16 protein-coding genes and 1 CRISPR repeat array are annotated in these 16,781 nt (G+C 28.8%); of the genes, 4 read left to right on the forward strand and 12 right to left on the reverse strand.

Annotated features, from left to right (window positions below):
* Positions 1–22: 22 nt before the first annotated feature.
* Positions 23–730, reverse strand: a complete 708-nt coding sequence (locus ACUV9F_RS06980) for a MerR family transcriptional regulator (RefSeq protein WP_446183556.1) — start codon at positions 728–730, stop codon at positions 23–25.
* Positions 731–932: 202 nt separating this feature from the next.
* Between ACUV9F_RS06980 and ACUV9F_RS06985 the strand changes: the two genes are divergently transcribed.
* The gene (locus ACUV9F_RS06985; protein WP_446184364.1) at positions 933–2,282 is read left to right on the forward strand and encodes a hemolysin family protein; all 1,350 of its coding nucleotides are present in this window, start codon (positions 933–935) and stop codon (positions 2,280–2,282) included.
* Here the strand turns inward: ACUV9F_RS06985 and ACUV9F_RS06990 are convergent.
* Positions 2,279–2,644: an iron-sulfur cluster biosynthesis family protein gene (locus ACUV9F_RS06990; protein ID WP_446183557.1), complete on the reverse strand. Its 366-nt coding sequence runs from the start codon at positions 2,642–2,644 to the stop codon at positions 2,279–2,281. The two genes, ACUV9F_RS06985 and ACUV9F_RS06990, sit on opposite strands and share 4 nt — an antisense overlap.
* Before the next feature lie 42 nt (positions 2,645–2,686).
* On the reverse strand, positions 2,687–3,310 hold the full coding sequence (locus ACUV9F_RS06995) for an HAD hydrolase-like protein (protein WP_446183558.1): 624 nt from the start codon (positions 3,308–3,310) through the stop codon (positions 2,687–2,689).
* 103 nt (positions 3,311–3,413) lie between these two features.
* On the opposite strand from ACUV9F_RS06995, the gene ACUV9F_RS07000 reads away from it, so the two are divergent.
* Positions 3,414–5,717, forward strand: coding sequence for an HAD-IC family P-type ATPase (locus ACUV9F_RS07000; protein ID WP_446183559.1), 2,304 nt, complete (start codon positions 3,414–3,416; stop codon positions 5,715–5,717).
* Positions 5,718–5,747: 30 nt separating this feature from the next.
* On the opposite strand, the gene ACUV9F_RS07005 is transcribed toward ACUV9F_RS07000, so the two are convergent.
* Both ACUV9F_RS07005 and ACUV9F_RS07010 read right to left on the reverse strand, forming a co-directional pair.
* Positions 5,748–6,710 (reverse strand): ribose-phosphate diphosphokinase, encoded by a 963-nt coding sequence (locus tag ACUV9F_RS07005; protein ID WP_446183560.1) that lies wholly within the window; start codon positions 6,708–6,710, stop codon positions 5,748–5,750.
* A gap of 14 nt (positions 6,711–6,724) precedes the next feature.
* Positions 6,725–7,102 (reverse strand): DUF1694 domain-containing protein, encoded by a 378-nt coding sequence (locus ACUV9F_RS07010; RefSeq protein ID WP_446183561.1) that lies wholly within the window; start codon positions 7,100–7,102, stop codon positions 6,725–6,727.
* A gap of 101 nt (positions 7,103–7,203) precedes the next feature.
* Here ACUV9F_RS07010 and ACUV9F_RS07015 point away from each other — a divergent pair, with 101 nt between their 5' ends.
* A complete protein-coding gene (locus ACUV9F_RS07015) occupies positions 7,204–7,437 on the forward strand; it encodes a hypothetical protein (protein WP_446183562.1) in 234 nt (77 codons plus the stop codon).
* Between the two features lie 27 nt (positions 7,438–7,464).
* On the opposite strand, the gene ACUV9F_RS07020 is transcribed toward ACUV9F_RS07015, so the two are convergent.
* Positions 7,465–7,842 (reverse strand): HTH domain-containing protein, encoded by a 378-nt coding sequence (locus ACUV9F_RS07020; protein ID WP_446183563.1) that lies wholly within the window; start codon positions 7,840–7,842, stop codon positions 7,465–7,467.
* A complete protein-coding gene (locus tag ACUV9F_RS07025; protein WP_446183564.1) occupies positions 7,842–8,621 on the reverse strand; it encodes a glycosyltransferase family 2 protein in 780 nt (259 codons plus the stop codon). Before ACUV9F_RS07025 ends, ACUV9F_RS07020 begins: the two co-directional genes overlap by 1 nt.
* Positions 8,622–8,758: 137 nt before the next feature.
* On the opposite strand from ACUV9F_RS07025, the gene ACUV9F_RS07030 reads away from it, so the two are divergent.
* On the forward strand, positions 8,759–10,711 hold the full coding sequence (locus tag ACUV9F_RS07030) for an ABC transporter ATP-binding protein/permease (protein ID WP_446183565.1): 1,953 nt from the start codon (positions 8,759–8,761) through the stop codon (positions 10,709–10,711).
* A gap of 38 nt (positions 10,712–10,749) precedes the next feature.
* On the opposite strand, the gene ACUV9F_RS07035 is transcribed toward ACUV9F_RS07030, so the two are convergent.
* The 5 genes from ACUV9F_RS07035 to cas1 form a co-directional block, all read right to left on the reverse strand.
* A complete protein-coding gene (locus ACUV9F_RS07035; RefSeq protein ID WP_446183566.1) occupies positions 10,750–11,487 on the reverse strand; it encodes a glycerophosphodiester phosphodiesterase family protein in 738 nt (245 codons plus the stop codon).
* A 57-nt stretch (positions 11,488–11,544) separates the two neighbouring features.
* The gene (locus ACUV9F_RS07040; protein WP_446183567.1) at positions 11,545–11,751 is read right to left on the reverse strand and encodes a helix-turn-helix domain-containing protein; all 207 of its coding nucleotides are present in this window, start codon (positions 11,749–11,751) and stop codon (positions 11,545–11,547) included.
* A 76-nt stretch (positions 11,752–11,827) separates the two neighbouring features.
* Positions 11,828–14,503: direct repeats of the CRISPR family, unit length 36 nt; unit sequence GTTTTACTATTGCTAAATCTTTAAGAGTACAAAAAC.
* Between the two features lie 20 nt (positions 14,504–14,523).
* Positions 14,524–15,552, reverse strand: a complete 1,029-nt coding sequence (csn2-St, locus tag ACUV9F_RS07045) for a CRISPR-associated protein Csn2-St (protein ID WP_446183568.1) — start codon at positions 15,550–15,552, stop codon at positions 14,524–14,526.
* Positions 15,549–15,857: a CRISPR-associated endonuclease Cas2 gene (gene cas2 / locus ACUV9F_RS07050; RefSeq protein WP_446183569.1), complete on the reverse strand. Its 309-nt coding sequence runs from the start codon at positions 15,855–15,857 to the stop codon at positions 15,549–15,551. The genes csn2-St and cas2 overlap by 4 nt, the downstream gene beginning before the upstream one ends.
* Positions 15,858–15,874: 17 nt before the next feature.
* Positions 15,875–16,777, reverse strand: coding sequence for a type II CRISPR-associated endonuclease Cas1 (cas1, locus tag ACUV9F_RS07055; RefSeq protein WP_446183570.1), 903 nt, complete (start codon positions 16,775–16,777; stop codon positions 15,875–15,877).
* Positions 16,778–16,781 lie beyond the last annotated feature (4 nt).

Here is a 16,781-nt window from a genome sequence, read left to right on the forward strand (position 1 = left end):
ACTCCCCATTGTCGTTTTTTTATTATCTTTGCCACCATCTTTTTTTATTACTTTTTTCATTTAATTGCATACTTGAAAGAGTTCTTAGTTTTTGTGGTTTTTGAGCTAAATCTTGACCATCTTCAATAATCGTTGTTTGCTCTTTTTTTTGATCTCTTATTTTACGCGCCCGAGCTAAGGCCTCTGCATATTTATCTTCTTTAGACTCACTTTCAACTTCATTAGTATTAATTTTATTTTGTTTTTTTGGAATTAGTTCTTCATTAACATTCATATCATAATCAAATAATGGAGTCTCTTGACTGTTTTTTAAAGCTCTAATTAATGCATAATTTTCTTGTTGAATATCTTTTAACTGCTTTTTTAAATGTTTTAATTCTTTAGCTTGCTTAGATATTTTTTCGTTAAGTTTTTTTTCAGTACTAGACATAGTTTCAACAACAGCCTCTTCTATATCCTTATCGGGTACCTTCCCATCAAACAATCTTTCAGCAGCAAGTTCTAATGTCATATCATCTTTTTGAGATAGTTTTAACATTTGTTGTAAATCTTCAATATTTTTTTGCGTATAATTTCTTCTTTTATTGTTTTTTCTTGCAAAAAAAGCGTCATTTGCTGTTACTTTTTCAACTAATAAAGAATATTTTCTTAGAGTTGTTACATTAACGCCCAACTTTTCAGCAGCTTGTGCTGGAGTTAATAAATCTACAAAGTTTTCGCCTAATACCATAATTAACCCCCAATATCATAAACTAATTATAAAAAAATAATATGTATTATTCAATATCCGTATATTTGTCTTTTCTATTTAAGAATACTACAATATGCATAGGTTTTAGAGATTTTAAGAAAAAATATTTAAAATTTGTTATAATCATTTCATTCATATTTTATATAGAGGAATTTATCAATTGGGAAATACGCAATTAATAATGAATTTAGTAATAATTCTTATTACATTCATTTTAGCATTTTATTTTGTAGCCGCTGAATTTGCACTAGTTACAGTTAGACCAAGTCAAATAGAAGAGGCCTTAGAAAACGGTTCTGCCAACAAGAAAAAACTTAAACGTATCTTACACATGACTCGTAATCTTAATGAATACCTATCCACAACACAGGTTGGAGTCTCTGCTGTTGGTATAATTATCGGTTGGATTGGTGAAAGTACTATTGAAACAATTTTTGTTGACATATTAGGTGTTTTTCACGTCCACGGTGGTGCAAGTATGCATGCTGTTGGTTCAATCATTGGTGTTATAGTTTTAACTTACTTAGAAGTTGTCTTAACAGAGATTGTACCAAAAAATATTAGTATAGATATGCCGTTAAAAATGTCTCTTTTTGTAGTTAATCCGTTACATGTATTCCATACAATTTTTTATCCTTTTGTATGGCTACTTAATATTTCTGCAACAGGAATTGTACGTATGCTTGGATTTAAACCTGCAAATACTGATGACCAATCTTTTTCACAATCTGAAATATTACGATTGTCACAAACTGCCGTAACTAGTGGTGAACTTGATAAAGAAGATTACGTTTATATGGAACGTGCTTTTGAGTTTAACGATAAGATCGCAAAAGATGTTATGGTCGATAGAACACGACTATATACAATCGATATAAATGCATCAGTTGCTGATGCCGTTAAAGACTACTTGCAAGAAGGGTACTCTAGAATTCCGGTTGTTGCTGAAGGTGACAAAGATAATATATTAGGATATGTATATTCATACGATTTAGTAAGACAAAATCAAGTGGATGGAACTTTGAAAGTAAGTCGACTATTGAGAAATATCATAACAGTTCCTGAAACCATGCCTATACAAACAATAATGAATCGAATGATTCATCGTCAAACTCCATTTGTTATCGTTGTTGATGAGTATGGAGGAACAAGCGGATTAATTACTGATGATGATATTTATGAAGAATTATTTGGACCAATGTATGATGAAAATGATGATGTTTCAGATGAATATATATATAAAGATGATTCAAATAAAATAAACGTATCTGGTAAAACTACGCTTTATGATATTGAAAGATATTTCGATGTAGATATAGATGATTTTGAGGGATCTGATATTGTAACCATTGGTGGTTTTATTATGGAAAATTATCCTGAGACTAAGGAAAAAAGCCAAATTACAATTGAAAATTTAGAATTTACTGTTGTTGAATTTGATCATACATTTCCTTCACTGTTTACAGTTAAAAAACTTACGAATCCTTCAATTGATATTGAAAATGATGACACAAAAAAAGATGGAGTCTAATGGACTTCATCTTTTTTGATATGTTCAATTGCTACGGCTCCATCAAGCATCTCAGATGTATCACTCATTTGTAGCGTATTAGTATTTTTCTTCACTTTAAAATTAATGTCATCCTTGAAATAATAATCCGAACTCTTTTTAATAAATATTGGTCCAATATTACTTTCTAGTTCTACATTATAGTCTTTTTCAAAATCTATATTTTTATCAACTAATAAAACTCTAAAACTTGTGTCTAAAGAACACATTCCAACTTTAGAAAACATTCCTACACCATCATCAAGATCGATCAAAATAACTTCGTTTTCTGTTGTCTTTTGTTCAATCAATTTTTTTGCATCATTATCAAAAGTAACTTTCATAAAGACACCTCCTATTTTTTACTATTTTCATTATGAACTATTTTAGAAATTTCTAAAGGATTTTGCATTTTTCAATTCTGTTAAATCCCCATATCCATATAAAACACCTATTGAACGAAGGTCATTGTAATGGCCTCCCTCAATATCATTTTTTCTATCTCCAACCATTGCAATGTTCGATTTATCAAAACTAGAAGGTAGATTATTTAATCCATAAGTAATGACGTCTTTTTTTGCATTTCTTTGACTCTCAATATCTGCAGCACCAAAAACATCTTCTATATACTTATCCATATTTAAATCATTAATTATTCTTTTTGCGGTTCTTTCTGGCTTTGAAGTTGCAATATACACTGGAACTTTTTGTTTATTCAAGCTAGTTAACATTTCTTCAACACCTGAATATATTGTATTTTCTCGCCATCCTTTATCATCATAATATTCTCTAAAAATATTAATCCACTCTTGAATACCCTCTTCATTATCAGGATCCATGCCATCATATTTCACAAAAGTTTCACCTAATGGTGGGCCGATAAAAGTTTTTAAAGTGGCTTCATCATGATATAAACCAATTTTTTTATACATATATTGCAAAGCTTTAATAATCCCCTCTTGAGAATTAATAATTGTCCCATCTAAATCAAAAAATACGCTTGATATCATTGCAATCTCCTCGAAATATTTAAGTTTTATTATAGTAACACAAAAAAGTAAAAACAATCTTTTATTTTTGTTATATTAGAATAAAGATTTTCGAGGTATAGTTATGGAGCTAACCAATATAAATACGGGTCTCTTAAGTTCACAAGTACAACAACGATTAAAAAATAATCAAACTAATAAAACAATCGACAAATTAACAAGAACAAATTTACAGATAGTTTTAGATAATTTATTCACTCTGTTTAACATCATTAATTTGGTCATGGCAGTTTTGGTAGGCTTAACAGGTGTTTTAAATAATTTATTTTTTTTAGGGCCAGTAATTGTTAATACTATTTTTGGAACTTATCAAGAATTAAAAGCAAAACACGAAATTGATCGTATCAGTTTAGTCAGCGAGCACGAAATAAAAACATTGCGTAACGGTAATTTCATTTCTTTGAAAAAAGAAAATCTGGTAAAAGATGACCTAATTAAACTAAGTCGTGGTGAGCAGATTCCCGCAGATGGCATAATCAGATCAACAACTGGTATTGAAGTGAATGAGTCGTCATTAACTGGCGAATCAAATTCAATCGAAAAGCAAGTCAATGATACCGTCTTATCCGGAAGTTTTATTGTTAGCGGAAATGCTATTATTCAGCTTGTTAATGTGGGTAATAACAGTTTTATTTCAAAAATGTCTCTAGAAGTAAAACATGAAAAACATAAAATAAGTTTTTTAATGAGAACAATAAACACCATTATTCGCTTGCTAACTTATACTTTAATACCACTAGGACTGGCATTGTTTTTTTCATCATTTTTAAATAACCACAGTTATAATCAGTCTATTCTTGGTACATCGGCTTTAGTTTTGGGTATGATTCCAGAAGGATTAGTCTTATTAACTACTGTTGCTTTAAGTGTAGGTGCTCTTAATTTAACAAAAAAGAAAACATTAGTTAGGTCCCTATCATCAATAGAAACACTAGCTCGCGTTGACGTTTTATGTCTTGATAAAACCGGAACTATTACAACAGGCAATCTCAAAATAACTGCCATTGATTCAAAAGATTCAATCTCTAATCAATACTTAATAGATATAGCTAAAAGTATAGTTTTAGCTACGGATGAAAAAAATCAAACAGCTAAAGCAATCGAAAACTACGATTCTAACTTTAATAAAATTGATGCTGTAAAAGTATTGCCTTTTTCTTCAGAAAAGAAGAGTTCTGGAATAATTGATAAAGACGAAAACACTTACTTAATGGGTGCTTTAGAATTTATGACTAACTCTGCAAAAAGTTCTGATATCCAAAAAATTAATAACTTTTCTAAAGAAGGCAAAAGAGTTATATCTATAGTTAAGAACGATTTATTATTAGGTCATTTATTAATTGTTGATGAAATTAGAAAAGAAGCTAATGATACTTTTTCATATCTAAACAGACAAGGAATAACCTTAAAAATAATTTCTGGTGATAATCCACTAACCGTTTCTAACGTTGCACAACAAGCTAATATAAAAAATGCAGATAAATTTATTGATCTATCAAAACTCGGACAAAATATTGATTATCTTGAACTAGTAAATAAGTATTCTATTTTTGGACGTGTAAAACCTGATCAAAAAAAATCGTTACTTATTGCTATGCAAAAAAATGGATTAACTGTTGGAATGACTGGCGATGGGGTCAACGATATATTAGCCATGAAACAAGCAGATTGTAGCATTGCTATTGCTGGCGGTAGTGATGCCGCAGAGTCGACTGCTGACTTTGTTTTATTAGATAAAAAATTTGATTCTATGATTTTTGTTTTGAATGAAGGACGAAGAGTAATTAATAATATTGAAAGAGTTGCTTCTTTATATCTAATAAAAACCATTTATTCAGTGATCTTAACTATGATATTTATTTTTATGAATTCACAATTACCATTTCATCCTTCTCAAATGACACCTATTAATGCTTTAACAGTTGGAATCCCAACCTTTTTACTTGCCTTACAGCCTGACTATCGGCCACCAGCCGGAAAATTCATGAGAAATGTTTTAGAAATAGCTCTTCCAGCTGCTATAAATATTGTGGTTTGGACTTTAGTTATTACTTATCTAGCAAAAAATACTAGTATGAGTCACGAAAATTCCTCTACATTAGTTGTTTTATTAATTTGTTCAATTGGCTTTGCAGCTTTATTTATAATTGCACGACCTATTAATCAAACAAAAATAGTAATACTTTTTTTACTTATAATTTCGATGTTATTAATATTTATATTTAGTGGTAAACTATTTAGCTTAGTAAATCCATTCAACAAAGATATTATTTTTTATACTTTAACAATAATTTTTGGATCTTATCCATTATTTGAAATCACAAGAGAATTATTAGGACGTAGAGTTTTTAGCAAGTTTGCAAAATAAAAAATCTCAAGATTTTATCTTGAGATTTTTTTAGTCTACTATTTCTACACTTTCTCTCATTTTAAATAAATCATCAGTAGAAACATGGTTTTCAATACTAGTAATTGCATCTCCAATAATTGGTGCAACTGATAATCTAACTAATTTATCAAATTTTTTCTCTTCTGGGACTACTATTGTATCGGTAACAACAATTTCTTTAATAATTGAATCATTTAATCTTTTTGCAGCATCTCCTGAAAAAATTGCATGTGTAGCTGCCGCATAAACAGTATCAGCTCCAGCAACATTCAATGCTCTAGCAGTATTAATTAGACGAGTTCCTGTATCAATAAGGTCATCCATAATAATACATATCTTACCTTCTACGTTACCAACAATATCTGGAACATTTGTTTTTGAATCTTTTCTTTGATCAATAATGGCTATTTGTGAATTAAAAACTTCAGCTAGTTGTCTTGCCCTTTTACTTGATGAGTGACTAGGAGCAACAACTACAACATCTGAATTGGCTTCTTTATCATGAAAATAACGTTCAAATAATGGCATTGCTTTTAGATGATCAACTGGCATATCGAAAAATCCTTGAATTTGATCTGCATGCATGTCCATGGCTACAACTCTATTAATTTCTGTCATTTCAATTAAATTAGCAAAAAGTTTTGCTGTAATAGGCTCTCTAGAACGGGATTTGCGATCTGATCTAGTATATGAAAAATATGGTAATACTGCAGCAACCTCAGCAACACTAGCTCGCTTTAGTGTATCAATTGCTATTAATAATTCCATCCAGTTATCATTAACCGGTTCAGAAACAGAATCTAGAATATACACGCTGCATCCACGAACACTTTCATTAAGATTAATTGATATTTCACCATCTGAAAAATGACTAATTGTGCAGTCTAATAATGGCATATTCATATAATCAGCGATTCTTTTTGATAACTCAATGTTCCCATTTAAAGCCATCAACTTCATTTTTTTAGACATTTTGTTTACACTCCTTATAAAATAACAGGTTTTGATATTGGCGAATGCTCATCAGCAATTACTAGCCCCATATCATTATCAGTATTAACTTTTTCAACACGAACATTATCTTTAGCAATAATAGTAAATTTAAAATCCTTACTTGCGGCTAACGAAATATATTTTCCTTGAATTAATTGATCCATATCGCCATTTATATACATATGATAATCAGGGTTATCATCTATAACTTTCTCTACGGTTTTTATGTTGCCTAGATTTTTTGATTCTACTATAGTTAAGGCTATTGCTACTCTCTCTTGAAAATTGCCAAGATATTTACTTTTTTCTTCTGGTTTTAATTGTGGATTACCAAATACATGATCTTTAAGATATTTTTCTACTTCTTCCATGAATTACCTCAAATTAATTAATATAACTATTATACAAAATATTGGCTTTATATTCATTATAAGAAGTATAATTAAGAAAATAAGTTAAGGAAGTGGTATTTATGGATGAAAAAGTATTCTTTAACCCAGGTGATGCTATTGCCAATACACATGATTTTAGTGAAGCAATGAGAAGTGCACAAATATATAAGTCAAAAGATCCATTAGAGTCACCATTAATCATAGCTAAAGATGTAAAAAATAAAAAATCATTTGCCGTATATTTCGAAAAAGATGCTGCAAAAAATTTATCAGATGCTTCTATAATTGAATATGATCTAGTTGATCGTATATAAAAAGGTTGAGATTATCTCTCAACCTTTTTAATTTAATATATGATACAAAGATGCTAAATAGCTATATATTCTGATTTTACTGTCTCTTTCAATCAATTCATTATTCATAAATCTTTCAAATTCACTTTCACTAACATCAGCATAAAAACATAACTGCTTAGTTGTTAAACCATATTGATTTTTTAATCGACTGATTAATTCTTCTAGTTTATCTTTTGGTGTTTCAAATACAAAACCATTTGCAAGATGAAATAACTTCGATTCTAATTTTTCTTGAGAAATTCCTTCTATAGTCTCACCATTAATAATTTTTTCTACATCTTGTTTACTAAGTGACAAAGCTTTGGCCAAAGTTTCCTTAGTAAATCCTCGTTCGTTTAAAATAATATCAATGTTTTTTTTCATTATTTCTCCTTATTATCAATATCTATTTGCTCACCAATATTTTGAATGATTTGCTTATGAATTCTGTAATTTGCTATGCCGACATCTTTTATATTATCCCAATCAAAATAATTGTGACTAGCACTATTTTTTCTTTGGTAATAATGATACAACGGATCAGTACAATAGTAAAAACTATTTGTAGCACTTACATATTGAACATTAAAGATAGCATCTTCCATTAAATTTACATCAGTTGAAAATTCTAAATGATTATCTATAATTTTTTTTAATTTATAGGCCTTGTTCCAAGTATATCCCATAACAGTACCATTAACACTAATAATTCTTTTTAACATATCATTTCTATCAGTTATAGAACCTGTGTTTTTAAAAATCCCTTTAGATTTCGACGTTTTGTCAGTTTCAATCATAAATCCACAGCTAACCATATCAACATCATGTCTTTTAAATGAATCAATAAAAAACTCTAAATACTCTTTATCAACCCAGTCATCACAATCTACAAAGGTAATAAATTCACTATCTGCACCCTTAATCCCCGTATTTCTAGCGGCGGAAACACCCAAATTTTCTTTATGCTTGATAAGCTTAAAATTTTTATTAGTTGTTAAAAAGTCTTCACAGATTTTAACACTTCCATCTGTAGAATTATCATCAACGATTATTAGTTGAAAATTTTTAAATGTTTGATTAACAAACGAAGTTAGAGCTCTATTTAAGTATTGTTCAGCATTATAAACCGGCATAACAACAGTAATTTTATAGCTGTTCTCCAAAATAATCACATCCTAATCTTAGTAACTAAATTTTATCAGATAATTAAAATTTGTATATATTTTTAAATAACGAAAATTATATTGCATAATATAAATAAAAGTAGTAAATTTACTCTATTCTTATGGAGGATGAATATATGAATTTCTTAGAATTAAAAAATATTAAAAAATCTTTTTTCTTAGGTAAAAAAGAATTCCCCGTGTTAAAAGATATTAGTATAAGTTTTGAACGTGGAGAGTTTGTTTCTATTCTTGGCGAATCGGGTGGAGGTAAAACCACCTTATTAAATATAATCGGAGGATTAGATTCTCAATATGATGGGGATGTATTATTAGATGGTCAGTCTGTTAAAAGTGGTTCTGAAAAAGGACTAGATAACTATAGAAGCAAGACAATAGGTTTTATTTTTCAAAGTTTTCATCTAATAAGTCATTTAACTGTTTTGCAAAATGTTATGGTTCCACTTGAAATGACAAATTTAAGCAAAGCCCAACGAGTAAATCGTGCTAAAGACTTGCTTAAACAAGTTGGCCTATCTGAGCATATACATAAACATCCAGGGCAATTATCCGGTGGTCAAAAACAACGTGTTGCTATCGCACGTGCATTAGCAAATGATCCTGATATTATTATCGCTGATGAACCAACCGGAGCTCTGGATTCTCAAAATACTAATGAAATACTAGAAATCCTTAATGATATTTCAAAACAAGGAAAGCTTGTTATTGCTGTTACCCATTCTGATAAAGTTGCTGATTACGGTACACGTGTAATTCATATGGTTGACGGAAAAGTTGATTCCGATAAACAATTACGTGAAAAAGCAGCTGCTAAAAAAGATATCAAAGATATTAAAGTTAACCATTTAAGTTTTAAAAATACCTTTGTAATGGCTATGGATCATATGCGTTATTATTTAGGCAGAAACCTATTAATAATTTTTGGTGCTATGATTGGTATTTTTTCAGTTGTATTTATGCTTGGACTTGGTAATGGGGTAACAGGATATATCAATCATGAAATGACTAAGCAAGTTAATCCTACAGCAGTTGAAGTAACTAAAAACATTCAAGCAACAAATGCAGAGTCTCAACCTGACACGTCTTCAATTAATATGACTAAAAAAGATGAAAACAAATTTAAACATATTAAAAATGTTAAAAATATCGAAGACGGTTATTTTATTCAAGGTGCTAAACTTGTTTCTAACGGAAAATCTAGTGAAGAGACATTTTTCCAAACATTTAATAAAACTATCAAAACAAATGATATTAAACAAGGTAAAAAACCAGGTAAGAATGAAATTTTAATTACAAAAGATGAAGCAAAGAAATTCAATAAAAAGAATTACAAACAAATGATAGGTAAAAAAGTACAATTATTTGTTACAACTGCCAACGATAAAAAACAACCCGTACAAATACAACGCTCACTAACAGTTTCAGGAATAATATCCTCAGGCCAAAGTTCTGTCACCTACGATACACTTTCTTCAATGTTTGCAGCACAGAATATTAATATTAAGCCAAACTTTTTAGTTGTTAATGTTAACAAAACTGAAAACGTTAAAGCTGTTCAAACAAAAATTAAAAACTTCACTCATAAAAATTCCAAAAATAAAGCTGTAAAAACTTATCAAATTACAGGTGTAGGTGCCATTATTGATACACTTACAACTTACTTGAACCTAGCCTTTTATATCCTTGCTGCAATAGCTGGTATATCATTACTGGTTTCAGCAATTATGATAATTGTTGTATTGTATATAAGTGTATCTGAAAGAACTCAAGAAATAGGAATTCTACGTGCAATTGGTGCTAGAAGAAAAGATATAAGAAATCTATTTATATCAGAAGCTTTCTTACTAGGATTGATTTCAAGTGTACTTGCAGTCGGAATTGCTTATATCATACAAGTACTAGGTAATGGGCTTGCACAGTCGGCTATCCATATGCCAATTATTGCAATTACAACCGGACATGCAGCATTTGGTATTATAGTCAGTGTTGTAATATCCTTATTAGCAGCCCTTGCTCCATCAAGAAGAGCAGCTAAGTTAGATCCAAGAGACACATTAACAGATGAATAAATCAAAAAAATCTCACTTCAAATTTACGTGAGATTTTTTTATTTTATCAATTTTAATTCATGAGCTTTGTTTGTAAAAATTCCATCCACACCCCAATTAAATAACTCGTTGGCACGAACTTTGCTATCAACAGTCCATACATTTACTTCATATCCAAAACTTTTGAATTGTTTAATTTTTTGCCTTGTTAATCCCTTGTCTTCTACATTGATTGCTTTTGAGTGACAAGCTTGCATATAAAGACTCCAATCATCACCTAAAGTTTCATCTTCAAATAAACATGCGTAGTCCAAATCAGGATTATACTTCTGCATTTTTAATAGCATTATAGGATTAAAACTAGATATTAATAATTCAATATTAGAATTTAATCTCTTTATTTGTTTACTTAACTCATCAACAAGAATATCGGCTAATTCATTTGAATTTTTACTAACCACAGATTTCAACTCAATATTAAGATTAATATTGTTTGTGTTGGCAAAATTAATTACATCCTCTAGAGTTGGTATTCTTTCATTTTTATATTTTTCCCCAAACCAAAAACCAGCATCGGCACTAGCAACTTCATCACTATTTTTTTCAGTGATTAAACCAGTTAAATTTGTAGTTCTATCCAATAAATCATCATGCAAAATAAAAATCTGACCGTCTTTAGTTATAGAAACATCCGTTTCTAACCACCCATCACCGATATCTGCAGTTTTATTAAAAGCAGCCATAGTATTTTCTGGTGCAAGACTTGAAATTCCACGATGTGCAAAAATTGTTTTCATATTTTTCTCCCATTTATCTTAATCATCATAAGATTTTTAAAGAAAATAAACAATATGTTATTCCTCCCAATCTATATTATCTAAACTAATTCCTATAGCCTTAGCAATTGCTTTGATTGTACCTAATTTAGTTCTGTCAACGTTATCTAATATGAAATAAAAATATCTAATAGTAATACCTATTTCTTTAGCTAGTAAAACTTTGGTATGACCTTTCTCCTTATTCCATTCATTAACCCATTCTTTTAATGTTTTCTTTTCCATTTTAACTTCTCCTTATTCATTATTAAATCTTTAAGAGTACAAAAACTGAAGTAGAAGACACTAATGAAAATGCGGAGTTTTACTATTGCTAAATCTTTAAGAGTACAAAAACAAATCTACATCTGACCATATTAGTGCTAAAGTTTTACTATTGCTAAATCTTTAAGAGTACAAAAACATATTATTCATAATTGACCACCTTTTTTTTGTTTTACTATTGCTAAATCTTTAAGAGTACAAAAACCCTAACTCAAAAATATGAAACCCAAGCAGAGTTTTACTATTGCTAAATCTTTAAGAGTACAAAAACAGAAGTAGATATCGTACCAAGAACATATAGGTTTCACTATTGCTAAATCTTTAAGAGTACAAAAACAAGTTGCTAGTGCTGCCTTTAATGTTTTAAGGTTTTACTATTGCTAAATCTTTAAGAGTACAAAAACACCTGACGTTTTTGAAAACGTTGAGCCGGGGTTTTACTATTGCTAAATCTTTAAGAGTACAAAAACACTTCCTCGATATTCATTTTAAATACCTACGTTTTACTATTGCTAAATCTTTAAGAGTACAAAAACCAAAATTGCATATGCTGGAATTAAAGATTGGTTTTACTATTGCTAAATCTTTAAGAGTACAAAAACATACAAAAAGACATGAAATCTATGGAAATGTTTTACTATTGCTAAATCTTTAAGAGTACAAAAACGTGCATTTATTATTAATGCAATAAGTAAAAGTTTTACTATTGCTAAATCTTTAAGAGTACAAAAACCGATGGGAAATTATTTAAAAGCGGTGGTTCGTTTTACTATTGCTAAATCTTTAAGAGTACAAAAACCATCCAAAATTAGAAACAAGACGTGGACGTGTTTTACTATTGCTAAATCTTTAAGAGTACAAAAACCACCTGGATCACCTTTTTTAGCCCATTCCCGTTTTACTATTGCTAAATCTTTAAGAGTACAAAAACATTCTATTCCATTGATAGCCGAAATGCTTGGTTTTACTATTGCTAAATCTTTAAGAGTACAAAAACAGCTTTCCGTCAATAGCATCAAGAATTGCTGTTTTACTATTGCTAAATCTTTAAGAGTACAAAAACTTAGTGTTCTAGATACATCATCAAAATTCTGTTTTACTATTGCTAAATCTTTAAGAGTACAAAAACACTAGAGAAATCACTGTTTCAGTAAGTGGAGTTTTACTATTGCTAAATCTTTAAGAGTACAAAAACGCAGAATCTACACTTGATGTAACTTTTTTTGTTTTACTATTGCTAAATCTTTAAGAGTACAAAAACTAGTCGTTATAATATGTATATAAAGTTAAGGTTTTACTATTGCTAAATCTTTAAGAGTACAAAAACACTTTCGTACTTTTAAGTCTGATAAATCTAGTTTTACTATTGCTAAATCTTTAAGAGTACAAAAACGTATGGATAAGAATTTGGGCCACCTGGTTTGTTTTACTATTGCTAAATCTTTAAGAGTACAAAAACCGTATCTTTTAAAGATTTTAAAATTGTATTGTTTTACTATTGCTAAATCTTTAAGAGTACAAAAACATTTTTAAAGAATGCTTCTGAATCAAATTTGTTTTACTATTGCTAAATCTTTAAGAGTACAAAAACCCGATAGTTTCAAGATTTGTATATTCTATTGTTTTACTATTGCTAAATCTTTAAGAGTACAAAAACATAATGATTTTGATAATGTAACTATTAAAAGTTTTACTATTGCTAAATCTTTAAGAGTACAAAAACTTGAACAATACACAGGTTTAAAAGACGTTAGTTTTACTATTGCTAAATCTTTAAGAGTACAAAAACTGGATCACCGTCTAATCGATGTCCACCAATGTTTTACTATTGCTAAATCTTTAAGAGTACAAAAACCAACCGACTTCCAAGCACTTTGAATCGTCTGTTTTACTATTGCTAAATCTTTAAGAGTACAAAAACCAACGTCTTATAGCATCACCTTTACGTGAAGTTTTACTATTGCTAAATCTTTAAGAGTACAAAAACTGAATGAGAATAAGGATTGTAACACTCAAAGTTTTACTATTGCTAAATCTTTAAGAGTACAAAAACAAATCGAACCTATAATTTCTGCTGTTATTAGTTTTACTATTGCTAAATCTTTAAGAGTACAAAAACATATAAAAAGACCCATACTATATAATTCTTGTTTTACTATTGCTAAATCTTTAAGAGTACAAAAACGTGAGGAGTACGCTAAATGAAAATACATAAGTTTTACTATTGCTAAATCTTTAAGAGTACAAAAACGAACTTGTTATTAAATCTGAATAAACATCAGTTTTACTATTGCTAAATCTTTAAGAGTACAAAAACATTCCAAAGTTTAAAAATAGGTTAATTAATGTTTTACTATTGCTAAATCTTTAAGAGTACAAAAACCTGTGTTCCAAGGTGTATCGAATTTAACGGGTTTTACTATTGCTAAATCTTTAAGAGTACAAAAACCAATTTTTGCATCTAATACAATAGGTTTTTGTTTTACTATTGCTAAATCTTTAAGAGTACAAAAACCTTCTAGTTATTCTGATTCAAAATTATCAAGTTTTACTATTGCTAAATCTTTAAGAGTACAAAAACTAATTCGAGTTTAATTTTGGTATCGTAAATGTTTTACTATTGCTAAATCTTTAAGAGTACAAAAACCCTCCACCACTATATCACGACCGAAAACATGTTTTACTATTGCTAAATCTTTAAGAGTACAAAAACCTCAAATTTAGAATCAAATTTTAATCGTTTGACTCTAAAAATTCGGTCTCTGCACTGGTTAGTACATCATTTTTTAATAATTTAATATTATCTAAACTTAAAATATGATTTACTACTTTTAATAATACCAAATCTTTATTAGAAAGGTAAACATCTTTAGTTTTGCCTATAAATGGGACTATTCTTCGAAATGACTCAACTAGGTCTTCATTTTTTAGTTCAAATTCATTAGGATAATTGTTAGTTATCGATCTTTTTAATTCTTCAAATGGTAATATTTGTTCAAAATTATCAGCGGCTACGACAATATCTCGTATATCTTCAGAATCTAAATATAAGTCATTCAAGTCATTACCTATGTATATTACTTTTAGTGAAAATTTTTTAGTTAGTATTTTCAATTGATTAATAAATTCTTTTAGTTTGTTTTTTGAAAGATAGCTACTTAAATTATAAGTAACAACCCAAAAAGTATCGGATGTTCTTTTTAGTTCATATTCAAGAAATTTTAAATACTCATCAATTAATTCATCTGTACTCATAAAACTTAAAGGATAGCTTTTTTCATTATTAAAATATCCTATTTCTAAATTGTTTTTCATTAATTCTAAAAAGTTAATATCTTGTATATCAAAAGTTAAACTGTCAGATAATACGTTTAGCTTCTCTTGAATTAAAAAATTCAACTTATATACTTCATCATTTATTTTTTCCATAAATCTATTTGTAGAAATATCATCATTTATCTCATTGATAATATTAAAAATCATATTTCCTTTTTTATAAATCATTTCTTCATAGATACTATTTCTACTGTCTATAAAAAACACTTTATTATGTTTACTGGATATCTTCTGATTATCGAGTAATACTTCTATGCCGTTGTCACCATATATATTTTGTGTCAATTCTGGAGCTTTTTGAAAATAAAAATATAAACTTCTATAAAGTTTCCATAGTAAATTTTGATTATATCCAGAAACATATAATATATCTTCAAAATCAAAATCTACAAATTGATTGTCTTCTAACTCAATTTTAAGAATCATATAATCACCAGATTTCTATTCCCCACTAATTCCTCTTGTTTACTGCGATTACCAACCAACAATTTCATATCATCAAATTGTTTTTCACTAACAGAGACTAATCTAACTTCTCCTCCTGCAGGTAAGAATTTTTTAATTGAACTTTCATATTTTTTACCAGCCGATCTATTAGGTATTGCCCTACAGTAAACAGAATATTGTAACATTGTAAAACCATTTTTAATTAATGCTTTACGAAATATTCCGTATCTTCTTTTCTCTTCACTTGTATCCATTGGCAAATCGAACATACATAAAATTCTCATTTTTTGATATTTCATCCTTAATCACCTATAAATTTTTTTAGATCTATTTTTAACAAAAGCTCAGTATTTTCATTTTCCATTGATGCCAAAAAAGACTTTACAAATTCTTGCATTGCATTATCAATCGTCATTTTTTTACCATTAACTTCTAACTTTTGATTCATAAATTCAATAATATTTAGTCTAGATTCATAACTAAGATAATCATTTTTATCCATAACAACTTTGTGAATCCAATAATCCATTAATGGTCTAAAAGGTTCCATCAAATCATCTGCTAAATTAAAACTATTAAATTCATTTTTATGAAAAATCCCTAACATTGTTATCAACCCATTGCCTATAACAGTTCGTGCCATACATGATCGAATAATTGCATATCCAAAATTCATTGCATAGTTTTCAAGTATATCTTGATCTCTGGTAAAAGAGTTACCATATAATGAGTCAAAATAGACTTTAGCAATATGTCCCTCACGATTTGTTTTGTCTCCATCTACAATTTCATTAGCTAATCTTCTCATAAGTTCTAGACGATCTTGTTCCACACCTAGCATTTGGGCAAATGTTATTTGATTATTAACTTTTTGAGTTATTACAGATTTCCAAATTACATCTCTTTGTTTTTGAGTCCAATTTGATTGTTCAATTACTCTTTTTGACATGTGATGATATTGTCCATATGGTAAATATATTCCTGCTGGTAGGTAGCGATCATCACAGATTACTAGTCCTATATTATTTTCACTAAATCTGGTCAACAACTTAGTAGTAACCGTTGTTTTATTTCCTTCCAATACAACCATATTAATATCAGATAACGGAATATATACCTTATTATCTAATTTATGTATCTCTAAATTATCCAACCGGACTTTTAAAAGATCTCCTTCTTTAATGTGAACCATTCTCCAACCCATTTAT

Source organism: Daquilactobacillus linshuiensis (assembly GCF_052828685.1).